This is a genomic window from Desulfuromonas sp. TF, assembly GCF_000472285.1.
Taxonomy (GTDB): Bacteria; Desulfobacterota; Desulfuromonadia; order Desulfuromonadales; family ATBO01; genus ATBO01.
The window spans coordinates 368,034-387,219 of record NZ_KI421412.1; the positions used below are offsets into that span (position 1 = coordinate 368,034).

A 19,186-nucleotide genomic window follows, 5' to 3' on the forward strand; every position below is an offset into this window, starting at 1 on the left:
CCTTTCACGAATCTTCACGGGTAAAAAGGGCGCATTTTTCGAAAAGACGATCCCCTTGTATATCGTTAAATTGTGGGCTCCGCTACTGTGAATTTGGCCGCCGTGTTGCTGCTGGAGCCTGCCACAGGGGATGTGCAGTGCGACTTCTGAAGGGAAGGAATGCACTCGGGGCGACGATCAGTCTCCCAGCAGGGCCTTGATGCCGGCAAAGAAACTGCCGGCCATCACCTCCTGCTCCTCCTCGCTGGCGGGGAGCTTCGCCTCGCTGCCTCTCCGGTCGAGGAGAGCCTCGGGGATTTCCTTCAGGAATCGGCTCGGCACCCGGGGGAGCATCTTGCCGTACTTCTTGCGCTGCTGCGCGTGGAGGAGCACCAGCTGTCGCCGGGCGCGGGTGATTCCGACATAGCAGAGGCGCCGCTCCTCGTCGATGTCGAAAGTCTCATGGATCGATTTTTTGTGGGGGAGATACTCTTCCTCCAGTCCAACCATGAAGACCACGGGGAACTCCAGCCCTTTGCTCGAATGAAGACTCATCAGGGTAACGGCGTCCTGGCTGAGCTTCTTCTCCTTGTCGTTCTTACCCGGCCGGTCCTCGTCGTACAGGGAGACCTTGTCGAGAAATCCGGCGAGGGTCGGGGCGGCCTCCCGCTCCTCGTAGGATGCCATGGCGCTCACCACCTCCTGGACATTTTCCGCTCGCCGCCGGGCCTTGGCCGGATCGTCGGCCCCCCGGTAGATCTCGTCCTCCAGACCGATCTCCTCGAAGAAGCTCCGGGCCGTCTCGGCCAGTCCGGGACCGCGGGCGAACCGCCGGCGGTAGCGCTCCATGAGATCGACGAAGGCGGCGATCGCCTCTTTTCCCTTGTCGCTCAGTTCGGCGACCCCGGACGGGTCCCGAAGGACATCCCAGAGGGGGTTCTCCCTTTCGGCCGAGTGGCGGATGATCCGGTCCGCCGTAGTTTCGCCGATCCCCCGGCGGGGGTAGTTGAGAATGCGCAGGAGGTTCACCTCATCCCGGGAATTGACCAGCACCTTGAGATAGGCGACGGCGTCCTTGACCTCCTTGCGGTCGAAGAACTGCTGCCCGCCGATGAGGACATAGGGGATGTTCTCGTAGCGAAGCTGCTCCTCGAAGGCCCGGGACTGCACGTTGGTGCGGTAGAGAATGGCGAAGTCGCGGTACTGCAGTACGTGCCTGAAGCGCTCGGCGTGGATGCGCTCCATGACCATGCGCGCCTCGTCCTCCTCATCCATGCAGCGGATGCTTTCGATGCGGGCGCCCGGCCCGTCCGCACTCCACAGGGCCTTTTCCTTGCGCTTGGCGTTGTTCCTGATCACCGCGTTGGCCGCGGCCAGGATGTTGCCGGTGGAGCGGTAGTTCTGCTCCAGCTTGATCACCGTGGTCCCGGCGAAATCCTTCTCGAAATCGAGGATGTTTCCGAGATCGGCGCCTCGCCAGCCGTAGATCGACTGATCGTCGTCGCCCACCACGCAGAGGTTGCGGTGTTTTTCCGACAGATATTTAAGGAGGAGGTATTGGGCGGCGTTGGTATCCTGGTATTCGTCGACCAGGAGATAGCGGAACCTCTCCTGGTATTTGGCGAGAGCCTCGGGGCACTGCCGGAACAGCCGGACCGTCAGCATGAGCAGGTCGTCGAAGTCGACGGCATTGAAGGCCTTGAGCGCCTTCTGGTAGCGGGGATAGACCTCGGCGGCCATAGTTTCGTAGTCGTCCTGGTGGCGAACCGCGAAGTCCTCGGGGGCCACAAGGCGGTTCTTGGCGTCGGAGATGATCCACAGGATGCGGTCGGCATCGAATTTCTTGCCGTCGATGTCGAGCCCCTGCATGATGTCCTTGACCAGACGGGCCTGATCGGAGGCGGCATAGATGGAGAAGTTCCTTTTGTATCCGAGCCGCTCGATGTCCTCCTTCAGGATGCGCACGCAGAGGGCGTGAAAGGTGGCGACAACCATGCCGGAGGCCCGTTTTTTCCCGACCAGCTCCAGCACCCGCTCCTTCATCTCCCGGGCCGCCTTGTTGGTGAAGGTGACAGCCAGAATGCTGCCGGCGGGAACTCCCCGCTGGAGCAGCAGGTAGGCGATGCGGTAGGTGATGACCCGGGTTTTGCCCGAGCCGGCCCCCGCCAGCAGGAGAAGGGGGCCTTCGTCGTGGCGCACGGCGGTGAGCTGTTCTTTGTTCAGTGTGGTAAGGTCCATCTTCTAAAAAAATCCGAGGAGTGAGGCGCAAGGGCTAGAAACGTGAGGGGTGAGAAGTTCGGATCATGCCGTCGTTGTGTTACGGAATTCGCGCGTCACGCGTCACGCGTCACGGCATTGTTACCACAGGCGGGCGAATCGGGACAAGGCGCAAAAAATTGTCACCCTGCAGGGAAAAATGACTGCTTGATTTTTTACGGTCTTTTGAGTATCTTACGCGCCATGTCAAGAATAATCGTACTCATCGTAGGCCTCGTCTGGGCCTCACTGCTTCTCGTCTCCTGGGGCACGGCTGAAACTTCGCCGGCACAGGTCGAAGCCGCTTCCGCCTCCGTCGAGGCGTCCGCCTCTCTCATTCGCTAGCCGTTTTTCCATCCTCACCTGAATTGTAGGCCGGAATAAGCGAAGCGTTTCCGGCGCCCCGTCTTGCTGTATCCTTAAGGGCTTGTCGGGAACGGCTGGCGCCTTATCCCGGCCTACGGATTTCCGTCCTCGGTCCTCCGTCCTCTGTCCTCCGAAAAGATCCCTGCCGGCTCCCCCGGCGCGCCAGCTCGTCATCGATGGCATTGAGCACCTCCCACTTGTTGAGCGACCACAATGGCGCCATCAGCAGATCCCGGGGACCGTCTCCCGTCAGCCGGTGAATCAGAGTGTCCGGATGGAGGCGCTCGAGAAAATCGCAGGCCAGGGAGATGTATTCGGCCTGCTCCAGAATCCTGAGCCCGCCTTTTTCATACATGTCCCCCAATGGGGTCCCCTTGAGTACATGGAGGAGGTGAATCTTGATGCCGTCCACTCCCAGGCGCGCCATTTCGTCGGCGGTGGCCAGCATCTCGGCCCGGCCTTCCCCCGGCAGTCCCAGAATGATGTGGACGCAGACCCTCAGGTTCCGCTGCCGGGCGCCGGCGTACGCCTTCAGAAAGGCAGCGTAATCGTGGCCGCGGCGGAGGAAACGCAGGGTCGGATCGTGGATGCTCTGCAGCCCCAGTTCCAGCCAGAAATAGGTGCGCCGGTGATAGCCGGCGAGCAGGTCCAGGACGTCTGAAGGAAGACAGTCGGGGCGGGTCCCCACGGCCAGCCCCACCACTCCGGAAACCGCAAGGGCTTCGTCATAGAGTTCCCGCAGATGCTTCGTCGCGGCCCAGGTATTTGAAAAAGGCTGAAAATAGGCGAGAAAGCTTTCGGCTCGGTACTTGCGGGTCATCACTTCCTTGCCCCGCTCGATCTGCTCTGCTACCGGAAAGCCCCGGTCGATTCCCACCGCCCCTGAACCGCCGGGATCGCAGAAGAGACAGCCGGGCAGGTCACGGGTGCCGCCCCGGTTGGGGCAGGAGAAACCGGCGTCCACGGAGATCTTGTGAACCCGGCCGCCAAAGTGGCATTTGAGATGTTCGGAAAATAGTTGGTAACGCTTCTCGGACATAGCTGAACTATGATTCACTCGCAAAAACTCAGAGGATGGTTAAGCAAAAATTTCGGTCGCCATAACGCAGTAGGGCGGACTTTTTGCGACGCCATCAACTATGCCACCCCGGAGGGTTTTTGAGCAAGGGAAAAGGCCATCTGCGGTGTCTGCGCCAGGAGTGCTTTCCCCCGATTGCATTAGTCTTGAGGCCTGTTATACTTGCCCTGTTTTTCCCGCTCTGATCGCTCCGGCCTCCCCTTAGATGTGGTGCATTTGTTGTGAAACCTGATTGCTGCTGGTACAAAGAGAACATTGTTGCCGATGAGTGCCCTTTTCTGGGTATGGGAGAGGAGCACCTCCTCCAGGATCGCCGCCAGAGATTTCTGCGGCGCTGTCTAGAATGCCCCCGCTTCCGGAATGACTTGCGGACGCTGAGCGATGACCACCGGGGCACCCTGGCCGATCTCCTTCCTGAAGCCTTGGACGAACTGGCGGCACAGCGCCGGCAGAATCACGAACTCAACAGGCAGATCGAGGTCCGCAACCGGGAGACCAGGTTCCTTTACGAAGTAGGACTGGTACTGCAGAGCTCGACGGAGATGGACGAAGTCATCGCCATGGCTCTGACCGCCGTCACGGCCGGAAAGGGCTTCGGCCTGAACCGGGCGATCCTGATGCTGGTGGACTCAAAACGCAAGCTCCTCAGGGGATACCTGGCCGTCGGACCGCGCAGCCGGGAAGATGCCGGTCGCATCTGGAGAGAGATCGCCGAACGCGACTATCCCCTGAGAGAGATGGCGCAGCTCTTTTTCCGTGAGAAACTGGCGGCGGAAAGAGAAAAGTTCCAGGATCTCCTCGACAAACTTTCGGTCCCTCTCGATGATCACGATCACCTTTTCGTGCAGGCCCTGAACGATCAGCAGTCGCGGCATATCCCTGATATCAGATGCGAGCCTCACCTCGATTCTTCCCGGGCGGAGGCCCTCGGGGTCAGAGAACTTATCCTGGTTCCCCTCAAAAGCAAGGACCGGCGGGTCGGACTGCTTCTGGCGGACAATATCGTTACCGGCCAGCCCATCGCCGCCGATGATCTTCATTCGCTGGAAACCTTTGCCATGCCGGTTTCCTTCGCCATCGAGCGGGCCTCTCTCTATGAACGCCTGCAGAGCGAGCTGAAAAACCTGACGGAAGCCAACCGCCGGCTCGGCGAACAGCAGGAACTGATCCTGCGCATGGAAAAGATGGCACTGGTGGGGAAACTTACCGCCAGCATTTCCCACTCGATCCGCAATCCGATGACCATCATCGGCGGTTTCGCCCGAACCCTGAATCGCAACATCCCCGTCGATGACCCCAATCGGCCGTACGTCGAATCGATCATGCGGGAGGCCAGACGGCTGGATGGTGTTCTGGAGGAGGTGCTGAGCTACTCGGAATCGCTCCATCCCACCTACGACCGATGGGACATCAACCACCTGGTTACTGAAGTTTACTCCGGTCTGCGGGAGGATCTGGAGACAAACGACGTCAACTGCCGGCTCGTGCTTGCCCCCGACCTTCCTCTGGTGATGGTCGATTTCAAGAAGATCGTCTATTGCCTGCGCAGCATCATCCGTCTGGCGCTGACGGATATTCCCCGCGGGGGTGAGATGGAAATTTGCACCGCACGCAAGGAGAACGAACTGAGCATCATCCTCTCCCATGGCGGGAAGGCCTTGCACCCGGAAACGATCAGGGCAGTCACCTCGGAATCATTTTCGGAGGCGAGACAGGGCGGCGGACTCGGTCTCGCCCTGTGCGCCCGTATCCTTGAGGATCATGGCTCGGATCTGGAAATCAGGGGACGTGAAGGAGCTGGAACGTCCTTTGTCATACGCCTGCACATCGCAAAGGAGGAAAGCTATGGCCCGTCTGTTGGTGGTTGACGATGAAAGAGATATCCGGCATCTCTATGCGGCTGAACTGGAGGACGAAGGGTACCAGGTGGAGTCCGTCGGGACCGGAGCCGAAGCCGCCGAGCTGCTTAAAAACCAGGAATTCGATCTGATCGTCCTGGATATACAGATGAAGGGGGAAAGCGGACTGCAGCTTCTGCAGAACATCGTCAAGGAGCGATCGGACCTGCCGGTCATCCTCTGCACGGCATTCAGCTGCTACAAGGATGACTTTTCCTCCTGGCTAGCCGATGCCTATGTGGTCAAAAGCTCCGATCTCACGGAGCTGAAAGAAGAGATCCGGCGGGTCCTGAAGAAGAAGACCTGAAAAAATCGTGAGGGGTGAGGGGTAACAGCGCCTCTACTCCTCACTCCTCACCCCGGTTGGCAAACTGCCGACACAGCAAACCAACGATCGATCAATCACGCATTATCGGAGGAGAATGTATTTATGAAAGCGGTTCTCATGGCGGGGGGGTTCGGCACCCGCATCCAGCCCCTGACCATCAACATGCCCAAGCCGATGATCCCGCTCGTCAACCAGCCCATTATGCTCCACATCATCGAACTGCTGAAGAAGCACGGGATCGACGAGCTGGTTCTGCTTCTCTATCATCAGCCCGAAATCATCAAGAACTTCTTCGGCGACGGCAGTGAATTCGGGGTACGCATCACCTATGTCACCCCCCTCGAGGACTTCGGCACCGCCGGGGCGGTCAAGGCGGCAGCCAAATACCTGGACGAGCGATTTCTCATCATCAGCGGCGATCTCCTTACCGATTTCGACCTTTCCGAGGTCATCAAATTTCACGAGGAAAAAAAGGCCAAGGCGACCATCACCCTGACTTCGGTGAAGGACCCTCTCCAGTTCGGCGTGGTCATCACCGACAAGGAAGGCCGGATCACCAAGTTCCTTGAAAAACCGGGATGGGGAGAGGTCTTCTCGGACACCATCAACACCGGCATCTATGTTCTGGAGCCGGAGGTGTTGGATATGATCCCCGAAGGGGAAAACCGGGACTGGTCCAAGGACATTTTCCCGGCCATGCTGGAGGAGAACGCCCCCCTGTTCGGCTGCAGCCTCAGCGGTTATTGGGCGGACATCGGCAACACAGACGCCTACCTGGAAGCCTGCCATGACATAACGCAGAATCGAGTACAGATCCTGACCAGGGAAAAGCCCATAAAAACCGAAGGTGGAGAGGTTTTTATGGGTGAAGAGACGCTGATCGCCAGCGGCGATTATTCGCAGTTGGAGGGGATGGTGGTCCTTGGCGACAACACCCATGTACTCGGCGATGCCCGCCTGAAGAACTGCACCGTGGGCCGCAACTGCGTCATCGAGGACGGCGCCGAACTCGAAGACGCCGTCCTCTGGGACAACGTCTATCTCAGGAAAGGCTGCCGCATCAAGGGTGCGGTTCTGGGCAATAATGTCCGGGCGGGCCAGGGGGTGACCATCGAGGAAGGAGCCATCATCGGCGATGAGACGACCATCGGCGATGATGCCTTCATAAAAAAAGACATCAAGGTGTGGCCGCGCAAGGCGATCGAAGGAGGTTCCATCGTCACCACCAATCTGATCTGGGGAGAGAAGTGGCGCAAGAGCCTTTTCGAGGGGGCGCAGGTGCGCGGGCTGACCAATGTCGAGCTGACCCCCGAATTTACCGCCAAGCTGGGCGCCGCCTATGCCTCCACCCTGCCGAAGGACGCCTTCGTGCTGGCCGGCCGGGATGCGGTCCGCGCCTCGCGCATGCTCAAGCGCTCCTTTGTGGGCGGTCTCCTTTCGGCGGGAGTCAACGTCCGGGACATCAAGATGGTTTCCCTGCCGGTGCTGCGCTACAAGCTCACCACCTTCGGCGAGGTCGGCGGTGTACATTTCCGTCAGTCCCCCGAGGATCCCGCGTCCACGGAAATCGTTTTCTTCGATGCCGACGGGGTGGAGATCTCCTCCGCCATGGCCAAGGGGATCGAGCGGGTTTATTACAAAGAGAACTTCCGCCGCGTGCATTACACCGAGCCCGGCGGCATCTCCGAGATACCCCGCATTTACGACTACTACCGGGAGGGGTTCCTGCGGGCCGTCAACAGCGAAGTCCTGCGGGCGGCAAAACCGAAGGTAGTGATCGACCTCAACCACTCACCGGCGGGACATCTCCTCCCTGATCTTCTGACGGAACTCGGCTGCGAGGTGATCGAGCTCAACTCCCATGTACATGAAAACGGCGGCGGCAGCACCCCCGAGCAGGACAGCCGCTCGATGGAACAGCTCTCGCGCATCGTCGAAACCCTGGGAGCCACCGCGGGATTCTGGCTCGGGCCTTCGGGGGAACGGATTAAACTCATCGACGAAACCGGAGAGGTCCTTTCCAACACCGAGGCTCTCGTGGTCCTGACCGCCCTCGTGTGCCGGGGGGAACGCCGCGGCAGTCTGGTCCTGCCGGTTCCGGCCCCTCTGGCCGTGGAGGAACTGGCCCAGGAGTTCGGATTGACCGTACAGCGCACCAAGACGGACGGACGCTCTCTGGTGGAGGCCGCACAGAACCGCCAGGTGCAGCTTGCCGGCACCATGGACGGCCGCTTCGCCTTCCCATCCTTTCAATCCAATTTCGACGCCCTCTTCACCGTGGCCAAAACCCTGGAGCTGCTGGCCCGGACCGGGGAGACCCTGGGAAGCATCCGCCGGACCATCCCCCGCCGGGCCTATCGGCACCTGCAGATTCCCTGCTCCTGGGAGCTCAAGGGAGGAATCATGAGAAAGATGAGCGAAGATTCCGTCGACCTGGAGGCCTCCTTCATCGACGGCGTCAAGGTTCAGATCGATGGCGACTGGGTGCTTCTTCTTCCCGACCAGCACCGTCCCATCGCTCATATCGTCGCAGAATCCGGGGACAGTAACAGGGTGGACAAATTGCTCGAAACCTATCGGGACAAAGTAGAAGGGTGGAAACAGGAACTGCTGGCAAGCTGAACCGGAAACTCGTTAGTGTCCATCCGGAGTTTCCGGATGAACACAAGCTCGGCCTGTAAGAAAGCATGACTTGAGCCCTTGCCGGGGGGAAAGGTTCCGTTTTGTCCGAACTGCGCTGGGATCCTCTAAAAAAGACCTGGGTGATCATCACTCTGGAGAGAGGGCGCCGCCCGAGAGACTTCATGAATGACCGCAAGCAGGTCAACATGACCGTCTGCCCTTTCTGTTACGGACGTGAAGACAAGACCCCAAGGGAGATCTTTGCCATCCGCACGGACGGTAGCAGGCCCAATACGCCCGGCTGGAAAGTGCGGGTCATCCCCAACAAATATCCGGTGCTGCGTATTGAGGGGGAGCTCGAAAAGAGGGGAGTGGGAATCTATGATGCCATGAACGGCATCGGCGCCCATGAAGTGGTCATAGAAACTCCCGATCACGACAGAAGCCTGGCCGAACTCGCCCCGGCCGAAATAACCGATGTGCTCAAGGCCTACCGGGCTCGACTTCTCGATCTGCGCAAGGACCCCCGGTTTCGCTATATCCTTCTGTTCAAGAACCACGGCGTCGAAGCGGGAGCCGCCATTCCCCACTCCCATACCCAGATCATCGCCGTTCCGATTACTCCGAACCTGACGGCGACCGAGCTTTCCGTCTGCCAGGAATACTATAAAAAGAAGGAACGCTGTCTCTTCTGCGATCTTCTGGCACAGGAGCGGGAGGACCGACGGCGCATCATCCGCGACGACGGAAATTTTGTGGTTTTTGCCCCCTATGCCTCCCGTTTTCCCTTTGAGGTTCGGATTGCACCCGCTCGCCACAGTCATGATTTTGCCCTGATGGCCGACCACGAGCTGTCCGCGCTGGCGGAAGCTCTGAAGGATGCCCTGCTGCGGATGCGCAGCGTTCTGCGGGACCCGCCGTACAACTTCCTCCTGCACACCTCCCCCCTCATGCATCTGAGACTGGGAAAGCCGGGGTACTGGGGATCGATCCCCTATGATTTCCACTGGCATATCGACCTGGTCCCCCGTCTGACCAATAATGCCGGATTCGAATGGGGCACGGGATTCTTCATGAATTCCACCCCTCCGGAGGAGGCGGCCCGCTTCATGAGGGCCGTGGACCTCTCCATGAGCCTTTGATAACCTGTTCCACAGGGTAAAGAGACGATACTTCTGAAAAACGAGATGGAAAGCAAAACAGATATGGGACAATCAGACCAGAAATATTTCCCCCTGGCCATCCAGGTCTCCGAGCGCGCACGGACACATTTCGATCTTCCCGTCGAATTACTGCATCAGCCCTCCCCGTCCCTCTTGCGCCCGCTGCAGCAGGTGGCCCTAAGCCTGAACCGCAGGCAGCCCGAACGTCCCGCCAGTGCCGCCCAGCTCAACCTTCTGGCACTTCTGAACCGGATCTTCCGCCTGATCTCGGACCGGTTTCTGGAGCTTCACAACTGCACCTTCGAAGACCATACCGTCCGCATCGACGGTGAGCCGGCGGTCATTGCCGAACTGGATGCGGCCCTGGAAAGCTTCGTTCGACTTTACCCGCCCGCCGCCGTCCTGCGCGGGAAACCCCGGGAACTTTTTTTCAAAGGGGAAGAGGCTCAGGCCAATCGGCGCGACACCCTGGTCGAGCTCTTTATCCTGGCCACCCAGTGCGCCAATCCCGCCGCCGAACGATTCAGCCCCCTTTACGACGATGCCGACCTGCAGCGCACCATCCCTTATCGTCAGGCTCTGGCCGAACTCGACCGGAAATTGCAGAAGGTCGCTGTTCCGGGGTTGCTCGGCCGCTCCCTGCTGTCGCTACTGCATGCGCCCATCGAGGCTTCTCCCCATTCGCTGACCGGGCAGGTGGCCTTCATTCGCGATCACTGGGGGGACCTGATTCCGGAAGATCTGCTGCGCAGCCTGGTGATCGCCCTCGATGTCGTGGCCGAGGAGGAGACAATGCGCGGCTTCGGCGGCGGCCCGGCCCTGGTCCCCGATTTTCGGGCCGGCCTCCATTACGAAGAACCCGAGGCCTTCTCTCCCGATACCGACTGGATGCCCAACGTGGTGCTGATCGCCAAGACGATCTATGTCTGGCTCGACCAGCTGTCGAAAAAATACCTCCGCAACATTATCCGGCTCGACCAGATTCCGGACGAGGAGCTCGACCTCCTGGCCCGATGGGGGTTCACTTCTCTTTGGCTGATCGGGCTCTGGGAGCGATCCCCGGCCTCCCAGAAGATCAAGCAGATCATGGGGAACCCCGAGGCGGTCTCCTCGGCCTATTCTCTATACGATTACACGGTGGCCGGCGACCTCGGAGGAGAAGACGCCCTGGCCGCCCTGGAGGCCCGGTGCCTGGCCCGGGGAATCTGCCTGGCGAGCGACGTGGTCCCCAATCACACCGGAATCTACTCCCGGTGGACCCGGGAGCACCCCGACTGGTACATCCAGGTCGACCAGCCCCCCTATATCGGCTACCGATTCACCGGCCCGGACCTTTCCTGGTCCGACGATGTGGCCCTCTTCATCGAGGACGGCTACTGGAATCATTCCGATGCGGCCGTCGTCTTCAAGCATGTGGACAGACGCAGCGGAAAAGAGCGCTACATCTATCACGGCAACGACGGCACCCACATGCCCTGGAACGATACGGCCCAGCTCAACTACCTGCTGCCGGAGGTGCGGGAGGCGATGATCCGCACCATCGTCGCCGTGGCGCGCCGCTTCCGGGTAATCCGCTTCGACGCCGCAATGACTTTGGCCAAGAAGCATTTCCAGCGCCTGTGGTACCCCCAGCCCGGAGGCGGTTCCGGGGTCCCTTCAAGGGCCGAGCACGCCATGAGCCGGGACGACTTCGACCACGCCTTTCCGGTGGAGTTCTGGCGCGAGGTCGTCGACCGGGTCGCCGCCGAGGTTCCCGATACCCTCCTGATCGCCGAAGCCTTCTGGCTCATGGAAGGGTACTTCGTCCGCACTCTCGGTATGCACCGGGTCTACAACAGCGCCTTCATGAACATGCTGAAGATGGAGGAGAATGCCAAATACCGCAGCGTCATCAAAAACATCCTCGAATTCAACCCCGCCATTCTGCAGCGTTTCGTCAATTTCATGAACAACCCCGATGAAGCCACAGCCGTCGAGCAGTTCGGCCGGGGGGACAAGTACTTCGGCGTGGCGGTCATGCTGGTGACCATGCCGGGACTCCCCATGTTCGGCCACGGGCAGGTGGAGGGGCTCTCGGAGAAGTACGGGATGGAGTACCGGCGGGCTTATCGTGACGAGGCTCCCGACGAAGCCTTCATCCGGCACCATGAGGCGCAGATCTTCCCCCTGATGCGCCGGAGGCGGCAGTTCAGCGGCGCCGAGCAGTTCGAACTCTACGACTTCGATACGGAAGGAGGAGTCGACGAGAACGTCTTCGCCTACTCCAACGGCAGCGCAGAGGACAAAACGCTGGTGGTCTACAACAACCGCTTCGGTGAGACCGAGGGGCGGATCGGCCGTTCCGTGGCCAAAAACGTCCCCCGCCACCCCGGCGAAAGCAACTTGGTGACCACCACCCTGGCCGACGCTTTCAAACTCGCCATGGGCCCCGACCGTTTCCTTCGCTTTCGCGACACCCGCAGCGGCCTCGAATACCTGCGTCCCTGCGACGCGATGCAGGGGCTGCATCTGCGACTGGACGCCTACGAGTATTACGTCTTCGTCGATTTCCGCCAGATCCACGATGCCGAAGGGATCTGGGGACAGCTGTACGGCGAGATCGGCGACCGGCCGGTGGTCAGCCTCGACTGGGAACTGCGCCGGGTTCGTTTGGCGCCGCTGCTGCAGGCCTTCAGGCGCACTATCGATCCGCAGATGCTGCACGAGTTGGCCGCGGCTCTTGGGCTGTCTGAAGAAAAATGGCGGAAGAGTCCGGCGCAGGAGAGCTTTTCCCGCACCCTGGAAGTGTTTCTTCGGACCGCGGAAGAGGTCGTGCGCCTTCCCGGTCAGCCGCAGGAACTGCACCGGACGATCATGGCGGAGCTGAGTGAGATCCGTTCGCTGCTGAAGATGAAAAGCCGCAGAGTGAAGGAGCGCCGGAGCCTGAAGGCCATGGCCGCGCCCTGGAGCACAGAGGAAAAGTCGGCAGGGGAACTCAGGCGGATGCTCGAAGGAGTGCTGCTCCCTTTCCTGACTCTGCACCGCCTGGCCCAGCCCTCGGCGGGAGTGTCCGCCGGGCGGCGAAGTGCCCGCTGGATGGAGGAATATCTGCTGGAGCATGTCCTCGAGGAGGTGCTGGGAGGCGGAAAGGGCATCCGCGCCGCGCTGCTGGCCAAGACCCTGGTCCGCCACCAGGAGTTCTGGGTTCCCGCCGTCCGTCGGCATGATTTCGCCGCCCTGCTTAAAGAGACTTCGGTGCGGCAATGCCTCTGTGCGAACTGGGCGGATGGAACCGAATGGTTCAACAAGGAATGCCTGGAAGAGCTCTCTTACGGTCTTTTCTTTGTTGCGGCAATCGCCTCCGCGGCCCATTTCGGCCGGGACACGGAAGGACTCCTCGCTCACCTGGCACAGATCCACGGGGAACAGGAGAAGCTTCTTCGGCATGCCGAAGAAGCCGGCTACCGGATGGAGCGGTTCCGGAACCGGATTCTCGCCGACCAGCGGACTCTGTATCCTCTCCGCGAGAGGAAGACCGAACCGCTGAAAATCCTCCTGGTTTCTCCGGAAGTTGCGCCTTTTGCCAAGAGCGGCGGGCTGGCCGATGTCGCCGGGGCACTCCCCCAGGCGTTGAAGGACCTCGGCCATGATGTGCGGATCATCATGCCCTTTTACCGGAGTGTGGACGAAAGGGGCGAATCCCTGGAGCGGCGCATCGCCAGCGTGGAAGTCGATATCGGCGGTGAACCCCGGGGCGGACTCCTGCACCAGGGAGTCCTGAATGACGTGCCGGTCTATTATGTCGAGAACCCCCATTTCTTCGACCGGGAGGGGCTTTACGGCAACGGCGATGGAGATTTCTCCGACAATGCCCTGCGATTCGGCTTTTTCTGTCGGAGCGTTCTGGAATTTCTGCCGCGGATCGATTTCCGTCCGGATGTTCTGCATCTCAACGACTGGCAGACCAGTCTGATTCCGGTACTGCTGCGCACCGAACTGCGGGATGATCCATTCTACGCCGGAATCGGCACCCTGATGACCATTCACAATCTCGGCTACCAGGGCCTTTTCCCGCCAGGGGTGTTGACCGATCTCGGCGTCGATCCCGCACTGGCATCCATGGAAGGGTTGGAATTTTACGGAAAGGTCTCTCTCCTCAAGGGAGGGGTGATCTTTGCCGACACCGTGAACACCGTCTCCGAGACCTATTGCAAGGAAATCCAGACCCCCGAATTGGGGATCGGTTTCGACGGAATCCTTCGCCGGCGCCGGGACGCCTTGATCGGAATCGTCAACGGCCTGGACATGCAACAGTGGAATCCGGCAGAGGACCGGGCGCTTGCCGCGCCCTTCAGTGCATCCGAGCCGGAGGGAAAAGCGCGGAACAAGACCGCTCTGCAGCAGGAGCTGGGCCTTGAGAAGAGGTCCGAGGTCCCGATCGTCGCCATGGTGACCCGTCTGGACACCCAGAAGGGTCTGGACCTGGTGGAAGACGCCTGGGAGGAGCTCATGCAGCGTGACCTGCAGTTCGTCCTGCTCGGCAGCGGGGAACGGGTGCACATGGAACGCTTCGCCAAATTGAGGAGCCGGTATCCGGGAAAGGTTTCCATCAACCTGAACTTCGACGAGGATCTCTCCCGGCGCATTTATGCCGGCAGCGACATCTTTCTGATGCCGAGCCACTATGAGCCGTGCGGTCTCGGCCAGCTCATCGCCCTGCGCTACGGATCGCTCCCTGTCGTCCGCAGAACCGGAGGACTCGCCGATACGGTCTTCGATGCCGCAGAGAAACCGCGGCAGGGCAACGGATTCGTCTTTGACGAGCCCGCCGCCGAGGACCTGCTGTCGGCCCTCGACCGGGCACTGCGCCTCTACTCCGACCGCCCCGCCTGGCTGAGCCTGGCGCGGCAAGCCATGGCCGAGGATAATTCCTGGACTCATTCAGCCGAACGCTATATAACTTGCTATCGAAAGATCAGGGAGGCGAAAAATGGCTGAGGAACCGGAAAGCGAAGATCTCCTTCCCCCGGAAGGGGAACCGGCAGAGAGTGGACGGCGGAACGAACGTTTCCAGGACCTTGAAATCCTGCAGCAGGAAGTGGCGAAGAGGATTCGGGACAACCAGCGGTTTCTTGAACGCTTTATGGATGACGAATTCGACGAGGAGGAAGACCCGGACGAGGGGGAGGAAATTTTCGAAGAACTGTAGAAACAGGTAAAAGGTTAAAGGACAAAGGTTAAAGGAAGGACTTGTAAAACCTTTATCCTTTGTCCTTTAACCTGTCAAGATACTCCTCCCATTCGATGGGGAGGAGATGTTTCTTGCGGTTGTTGCATTCCTTGCAGGACGGTACGCAGTTTCCCCTGGTGCTCTTGCCCCCCCGGATGACGGGAACGATGTGGTCAAGGGTCAACTCCTTCGGCGCCATCTCAGCTCCGCAATAATGACAGACCCCTTGCGCTACCCGGTTTTTCCACCATTGGCTTTTGCGCAGCTCGCGGGCCTTTTCCCTCTCCCGGCGAACCTGCTCTTCCGAAGGCTCAAAAAATAAATCCACAAATACTCCCTTTCAACGATATGGAGCCATTCTACGCGAGGCCTTCGGAAAGGACAACACCTTCCCTTTGTGCCTTCGGCACGGAAGCTTGCGCATTTTTTCGATTTATGCCATTTTTAGCGGCAATTCGCGCCGCTTTCCTGGCGGCGACAAACAGATCCGGGAAAACGAATGAAGATACTGATCATCGGTTCAGGGCAAGTCGGCTATTTTCTCTGCGAGCGGCTCTCAATGGAGGGGCACGAAGTCACTCTGATCGATCGCAGCCAGGAAAACCTTAAAAAAGCCCAGGACCGTCTCAACGTGCTGGGTATCCACGGAAACGGCGCCAGCGCCGAAGTCCTGGAACAGGCGGGGATCAAATCCGCCGACATTTTTATCGCAGTCACCGATTTCGACGAGGTGAATATCCTCGCCTGTCTCCTGGCCCGTGAATACGGGGTCGCAACCCGGGTGGCGAGGGTCAAGAGTATCGAATACACCGGCCAGGGCGCCGTTCTGTCGAAGGAAAAGCTCGGCATCAGCCTCCTCATCAACCCCAATGACGCCGTCGCCGACGAGATCGTCAAGATCTCCTGCCGCTCAGGGGCCTTCGATGTCGCCGAGTTCGTCGAAGGGCAGATCCAGTTCCTGGGCTACCGCATCGGCGAGAGCAGCCCCCTGTGCGACCTGACCCTGCGGGAGCTGGGAGAGATCCGCGGCATGTACCGTTTCGTGGTCACCGCCATCACCCGCGGCGGCCGTACCATCATCCCCCGCGGCGACGACACTATTCAGGCCGGCGACAGCATCTTCCTCGTCTCCCACCGCCAGGACCTCCCCGCCATCCAGTACATGCTCAAACTCGAGGAACCGGAAAAAAGGCGCCAATCGCCGCGGGCATTCATTCTCGGAGGAGGTCGCATCGGGCTGCGCGTCGCCGGCGAACTCGAAAAGAGGCGTTTCGATGTTCGCCTGGTGGATCAGGACGAGCAGCGGTGCGAGATGCTTTCGGCCAAGCTGAAACGGACTATGGTGATTCACGCGGAAGGAACGGATATCAGTACGATGCTGGATGAAGGGGTGGAGAACGCCGATGTCTTCATCGCGGTCACGGACAACGACGAAAGCAATATCCTCTGCTCACTCCTCGCCCGCCAGCACGGCGCCCGCCGCACCTTGGCCCTGGTGAACAAACCCGAGCTGCTGAATCTGGCCCCCACTCTCGGGGTCGACGCCTGCATTTCACCCCGCCAGGCGGCCGCCGGAGCTATCCTCAAGTTTGTCCGGCGCGGAGAGATCATCTCCCTTGCCGCCATCGAGGGGAGCAATGCCGAGGTCCTTGAGATCCTGGTTCCCGGAAGAAGCAGCATCGTCGAAACCCCGCTGAAGGATCTGGATTTTCCGGAGGGCGCGATCATCGGCGCCGTCGTCCATAAGGATACCTACGAGATCCCCACCGGCGACAGCCGTCTGCGGGAAGGCGACCGGGTAGTGGTTTTCGCCCTTCCTGGAGCGCTGTCGAAGATCGAGAGGTTTTTCGAATAAGATGAACATGGTCCTCACGCTGCGCATTCTTGGCGCCATGCTTCTGTTTCTCGCCGCCGCCCTGCTGGTGCCGATCCCCTTCTCCTTATATTTTCGCGACGGAGCGGCCGGGGCATTTCTTCTTTCTGCGTCCATTACCCTGATAGCCGGGCTGGCACTGTTCGCCAGTTGCAAAAGCCGGAAGGATCTGTCCGTTCGTGAAGGCTTTGCCATCGTAACCTTCGGCTGGACCTTTTACGCTCTCTTCGGCGCCCTTCCTTTCCTCTTCTCCGGCGCCATCCCTTCCCCCCTCGATGCCGTCTTCGAAACCATGAGCGGCTTCACCACCACCGGCTCCACGATTCTGACCGATATCGAGATCCTCCCAGAAAGCGTGCTGCTGTGGCGTGCCTTAACTCACTGGCTGGGCGGCATGGGAATCATCGTGCTTTCCCTGGCGATCCTGCCCATGCTCGGCGTCGGCGGCATGCAGCTCTTCAAGGCGGAGGTTCCCGGCCCCACAGCCGACCGCCTCAAACCTCGAATCCAGGACACCGCCAAGCTGCTGTGGGGAGTCTATGTCCTGTTGACGGCGGCCGAAACCGTCCTTCTCATGTTCGGCGGCATGAATTTCTACGAAGCTCTCTGCCACTCCTTCGCCACCCTGGCAACAGGCGGCTTTTCCACCCGCAATGCTTCCGTCGGCGCCTTCAACAGTCCCTACATCGAATGGGTGATTATCCTTTTCATGATTCTGGCGGGGGTCAACTTCTCCCTTCATTATCATGCCCTCAGGGGGCGGGTGCGCGGGTATTTCCGCAACGAGGAATTTCGCACCTACCTGGTCCTGGTCCTGACTGCCACCGGCCTGATCGTTCTGCTCAACCAGGGCCGCGTCTACGATTCATTCCTGGACAATCTGCGCTACAGCGCCTTTCAGGCTTCTTCCATCCTGACCACCACCGGCTTCGGCACCGCCGATTTTGAAATCTGGCCGGTACTCGCCCAATACCTCCTGGTCCTGCTCATGTTCACCGGAGGCTGCGCAGGATCCACCGGCGGTGGAATGAAAGTGGCTCGCATTCTGCTGCTGTTCAAACATGCCCAGGTGCAGCTCTATCGCCTCATCCATCCCCGGGCGGTGCGCCTGGTAAAACTGGGTGATATACCCGTGGACCGTGAAGTCATGCAGGCCATACTCGGCTTTTTCGCCCTCTTCATGGGGGTCTTTGTCGTCGCTTCCTGTCTTCTCGCTGCCTCGGGGATGGACCTGGTCTCCTCCGGGGCCGCGGTTATCGCCACCTTGAGCAATATCGGTCCCGGCCTGGGGAGCGTCGGGCCTGCCGACAATTTCGCCCAGGTTCCGGCTTTCGGCAAGACGGTGCTCATCGCCTGTATGCTCATGGGCCGTCTTGAGCTCTTTACCGTTCTGGTCCTGTTCTTTCCGAGCTTCTGGCGCAAGTAAAATTCGACATCGGCTAAACAAAAGCGCGGGTATACTGAAGAGCATGAAGAACTCTATTTTCTTTCTTCTGCTTGCCGCCGTGACTGTTTTCCCCGGACGATCTCAGGGCGCCATGGAGCATACGTTTCTCTATTTCCCCATGAAAGAGCTCGTCGCCACCCCGGCGATCTTCGACCTCCCCTACGAGGAAGTCCTTTTTCCCGCCGCGGACGGAACGCTTCTGCATGGCTGGTTCGTTCCCGGGGCGTCAGGAAAACCACTTATTCTTTTCTGTCACGGAAATGCCGGCAACATCTCCCACCGAATAGAAAATCTCTATCTTTTCCGGCGCGAGATTGGCGTTTCCGTCTTCATTTTCGACTACCGCGGCTATGGGAAAAGTGAGGGAACAGCGAGCGAGGAGGGGACCTATGCCGATGCCCGGGGAGCACTGGAATGGCTGGAAAACCGCGGTTGGAAACCGGAGCGGATGATCTACTTCGGGCGATCGCTGGGGGCGGGCGTGGCCGTACAGATGGCGCTGGAGAAACAGCCGGCCGGACTGGTTCTGGAGACGCCCTTCCCTTCCGTTTCGGCCATGGGGCGCCATCACTACCCTTTTCTGTACACTCTCCTGTCCTGGGCCGTGCAGGCCCGCTACGACACTCTGGAGAAAATACCCAGCGTCGGCGTCCCCCTGTTGATCTTTCAGGGAGACGCCGACGCCATTGTTCCTGTAAAAATGGCACGGCGGGTATTCGAGCGGGCCAATGAGCCGAAAACCTTCCATCTCATTCCCGGAGCCGGCCACAACGACACCTATGATGCCGGGGGCCGCAAGTACTGGGATGCCTGGCGGCGATTCCTGATGGAAGTCTTCCCCTCTGAATGACCTTTTTCCAGCGAGTTTCTGATTCGGAAACGAGGGATTTTTCGTCGTGGCAAGGAAATCAAGGACCTGCGCGGAGACGTACATCGTACGTCGCACAAGCAGGGGCGCGGATTGACG

13 protein-coding genes are annotated in these 19,186 nt (G+C 59.9%); 10 read left to right on the forward strand and 3 right to left on the reverse strand.

Going from position 1 to position 19,186, the window contains the following annotated elements; genetic code table 11:
• Positions 1–177 precede the first annotated feature (177 nt).
• Entirely contained in the window at positions 178–2,217 is a 2,040-nt protein-coding gene (locus DTF_RS0101655) for an ATP-dependent helicase (protein ID WP_027713913.1), read from the reverse strand.
• A gap of 222 nt (positions 2,218–2,439) precedes the next feature.
• Between DTF_RS0101655 and DTF_RS26370 the strand changes: the two genes are divergently transcribed.
• On the forward strand, positions 2,440–2,580 hold the full coding sequence (locus DTF_RS26370; protein WP_155890659.1) for a hypothetical protein: 141 nt from the start codon (positions 2,440–2,442) through the stop codon (positions 2,578–2,580).
• Positions 2,581–2,683: 103 nt separating this feature from the next.
• Here DTF_RS26370 and DTF_RS21360 read toward each other — a convergent pair whose 3' ends face one another.
• Positions 2,684–3,640 carry a TIGR01212 family radical SAM protein gene (locus tag DTF_RS21360; protein WP_051360691.1) on the reverse strand — a complete coding sequence of 319 codons (957 nt, stop codon included), beginning with the start codon at positions 3,638–3,640 and terminating at the stop codon, positions 2,684–2,686.
• A 260-nt stretch (positions 3,641–3,900) separates the two neighbouring features.
• Here DTF_RS21360 and DTF_RS0101670 point away from each other — a divergent pair, with 260 nt between their 5' ends.
• The 6 genes from DTF_RS0101670 to DTF_RS21370 all read left to right on the forward strand — a co-directional run bounded on the left by DTF_RS0101670 (position 3,901) and on the right by DTF_RS21370 (position 14,878).
• A complete protein-coding gene (locus DTF_RS0101670; protein WP_027713914.1) occupies positions 3,901–5,547 on the forward strand; it encodes a histidine kinase dimerization/phospho-acceptor domain-containing protein in 1,647 nt (548 codons plus the stop codon).
• Positions 5,525–5,884, forward strand: coding sequence for a response regulator (locus DTF_RS0101675; RefSeq protein ID WP_027713915.1), 360 nt, complete (start codon positions 5,525–5,527; stop codon positions 5,882–5,884). Before DTF_RS0101670 ends, DTF_RS0101675 begins: the two co-directional genes overlap by 23 nt.
• A gap of 123 nt (positions 5,885–6,007) precedes the next feature.
• On the forward strand, positions 6,008–8,527 hold the full coding sequence (locus DTF_RS0101680; protein ID WP_027713916.1) for a mannose-1-phosphate guanyltransferase: 2,520 nt from the start codon (positions 6,008–6,010) through the stop codon (positions 8,525–8,527).
• A 101-nt stretch (positions 8,528–8,628) separates the two neighbouring features.
• Positions 8,629–9,669 carry a DUF4931 domain-containing protein gene (locus tag DTF_RS0101685; protein WP_027713917.1) on the forward strand — a complete coding sequence of 347 codons (1,041 nt, stop codon included), beginning with the start codon at positions 8,629–8,631 and terminating at the stop codon, positions 9,667–9,669.
• A gap of 45 nt (positions 9,670–9,714) precedes the next feature.
• Entirely contained in the window at positions 9,715–14,667 is a 4,953-nt protein-coding gene (glgA, locus tag DTF_RS27640) for a glycogen synthase GlgA (RefSeq protein ID WP_051360694.1), read from the forward strand.
• Positions 14,660–14,878 carry a hypothetical protein gene (locus DTF_RS21370; protein ID WP_035055157.1) on the forward strand — a complete coding sequence of 73 codons (219 nt, stop codon included), beginning with the start codon at positions 14,660–14,662 and terminating at the stop codon, positions 14,876–14,878. The genes glgA and DTF_RS21370 overlap by 8 nt, the downstream gene beginning before the upstream one ends.
• A gap of 52 nt (positions 14,879–14,930) precedes the next feature.
• Here the strand turns inward: DTF_RS21370 and DTF_RS0101700 are convergent, their stop codons facing one another.
• Positions 14,931–15,227, reverse strand: a complete 297-nt coding sequence (locus DTF_RS0101700; protein WP_027713918.1) for an HNH endonuclease — start codon at positions 15,225–15,227, stop codon at positions 14,931–14,933.
• Between the two features lie 171 nt (positions 15,228–15,398).
• On the opposite strand from DTF_RS0101700, the gene trkA reads away from it, so the two are divergent.
• The 3 genes from trkA to DTF_RS0101720 are packed head-to-tail and all read left to right on the forward strand — an operon-like array spanning position 15,399 to position 19,069.
• Entirely contained in the window at positions 15,399–16,754 is a 1,356-nt protein-coding gene (gene trkA / locus DTF_RS0101710) for a Trk system potassium transporter TrkA (RefSeq protein WP_027713919.1), read from the forward strand.
• Position 16,755: 1 nt separating this feature from the next.
• Entirely contained in the window at positions 16,756–18,198 is a 1,443-nt protein-coding gene (locus DTF_RS0101715; RefSeq protein WP_027713920.1) for a TrkH family potassium uptake protein, read from the forward strand.
• Between the two features lie 43 nt (positions 18,199–18,241).
• The gene (locus DTF_RS0101720; protein ID WP_027713921.1) at positions 18,242–19,069 is read left to right on the forward strand and encodes an alpha/beta hydrolase; all 828 of its coding nucleotides are present in this window, start codon (positions 18,242–18,244) and stop codon (positions 19,067–19,069) included.
• Positions 19,070–19,186 lie beyond the last annotated feature (117 nt).

What these genes read in the sequence shown, in the direction of transcription:
- DTF_RS0101655 (WP_027713913.1), bottom strand. Translation starts at nt 2,217, where the DNA reads ATGGACCTTACCACACTGAACAAAGAACAGCTCACCGCCGTGCGCCAC.
- DTF_RS26370 (WP_155890659.1), top strand. Translation starts at nt 2,440, where the DNA reads ATGTCAAGAATAATCGTACTCATCGTAGGCCTCGTCTGGGCCTCACTG.
- DTF_RS21360 (WP_051360691.1), bottom strand. Translation starts at nt 3,640, where the DNA reads ATGTCCGAGAAGCGTTACCAACTATTTTCCGAACATCTCAAATGCCAC.
- DTF_RS0101675 (WP_027713915.1), top strand. Translation starts at nt 5,525, where the DNA reads ATGGCCCGTCTGTTGGTGGTTGACGATGAAAGAGATATCCGGCATCTC.
- DTF_RS0101680 (WP_027713916.1), top strand. Translation starts at nt 6,008, where the DNA reads ATGAAAGCGGTTCTCATGGCGGGGGGGTTCGGCACCCGCATCCAGCCC.
- glgA (WP_051360694.1), top strand. Translation starts at nt 9,715, where the DNA reads ATGGAAAGCAAAACAGATATGGGACAATCAGACCAGAAATATTTCCCC.
- DTF_RS21370 (WP_035055157.1), top strand. Translation starts at nt 14,660, where the DNA reads ATGGCTGAGGAACCGGAAAGCGAAGATCTCCTTCCCCCGGAAGGGGAA.
- trkA (WP_027713919.1), top strand. Translation starts at nt 15,399, where the DNA reads ATGAAGATACTGATCATCGGTTCAGGGCAAGTCGGCTATTTTCTCTGC.
- DTF_RS0101715 (WP_027713920.1), top strand. Translation starts at nt 16,756, where the DNA reads ATGAACATGGTCCTCACGCTGCGCATTCTTGGCGCCATGCTTCTGTTT.
- DTF_RS0101720 (WP_027713921.1), top strand. Translation starts at nt 18,242, where the DNA reads ATGAAGAACTCTATTTTCTTTCTTCTGCTTGCCGCCGTGACTGTTTTC.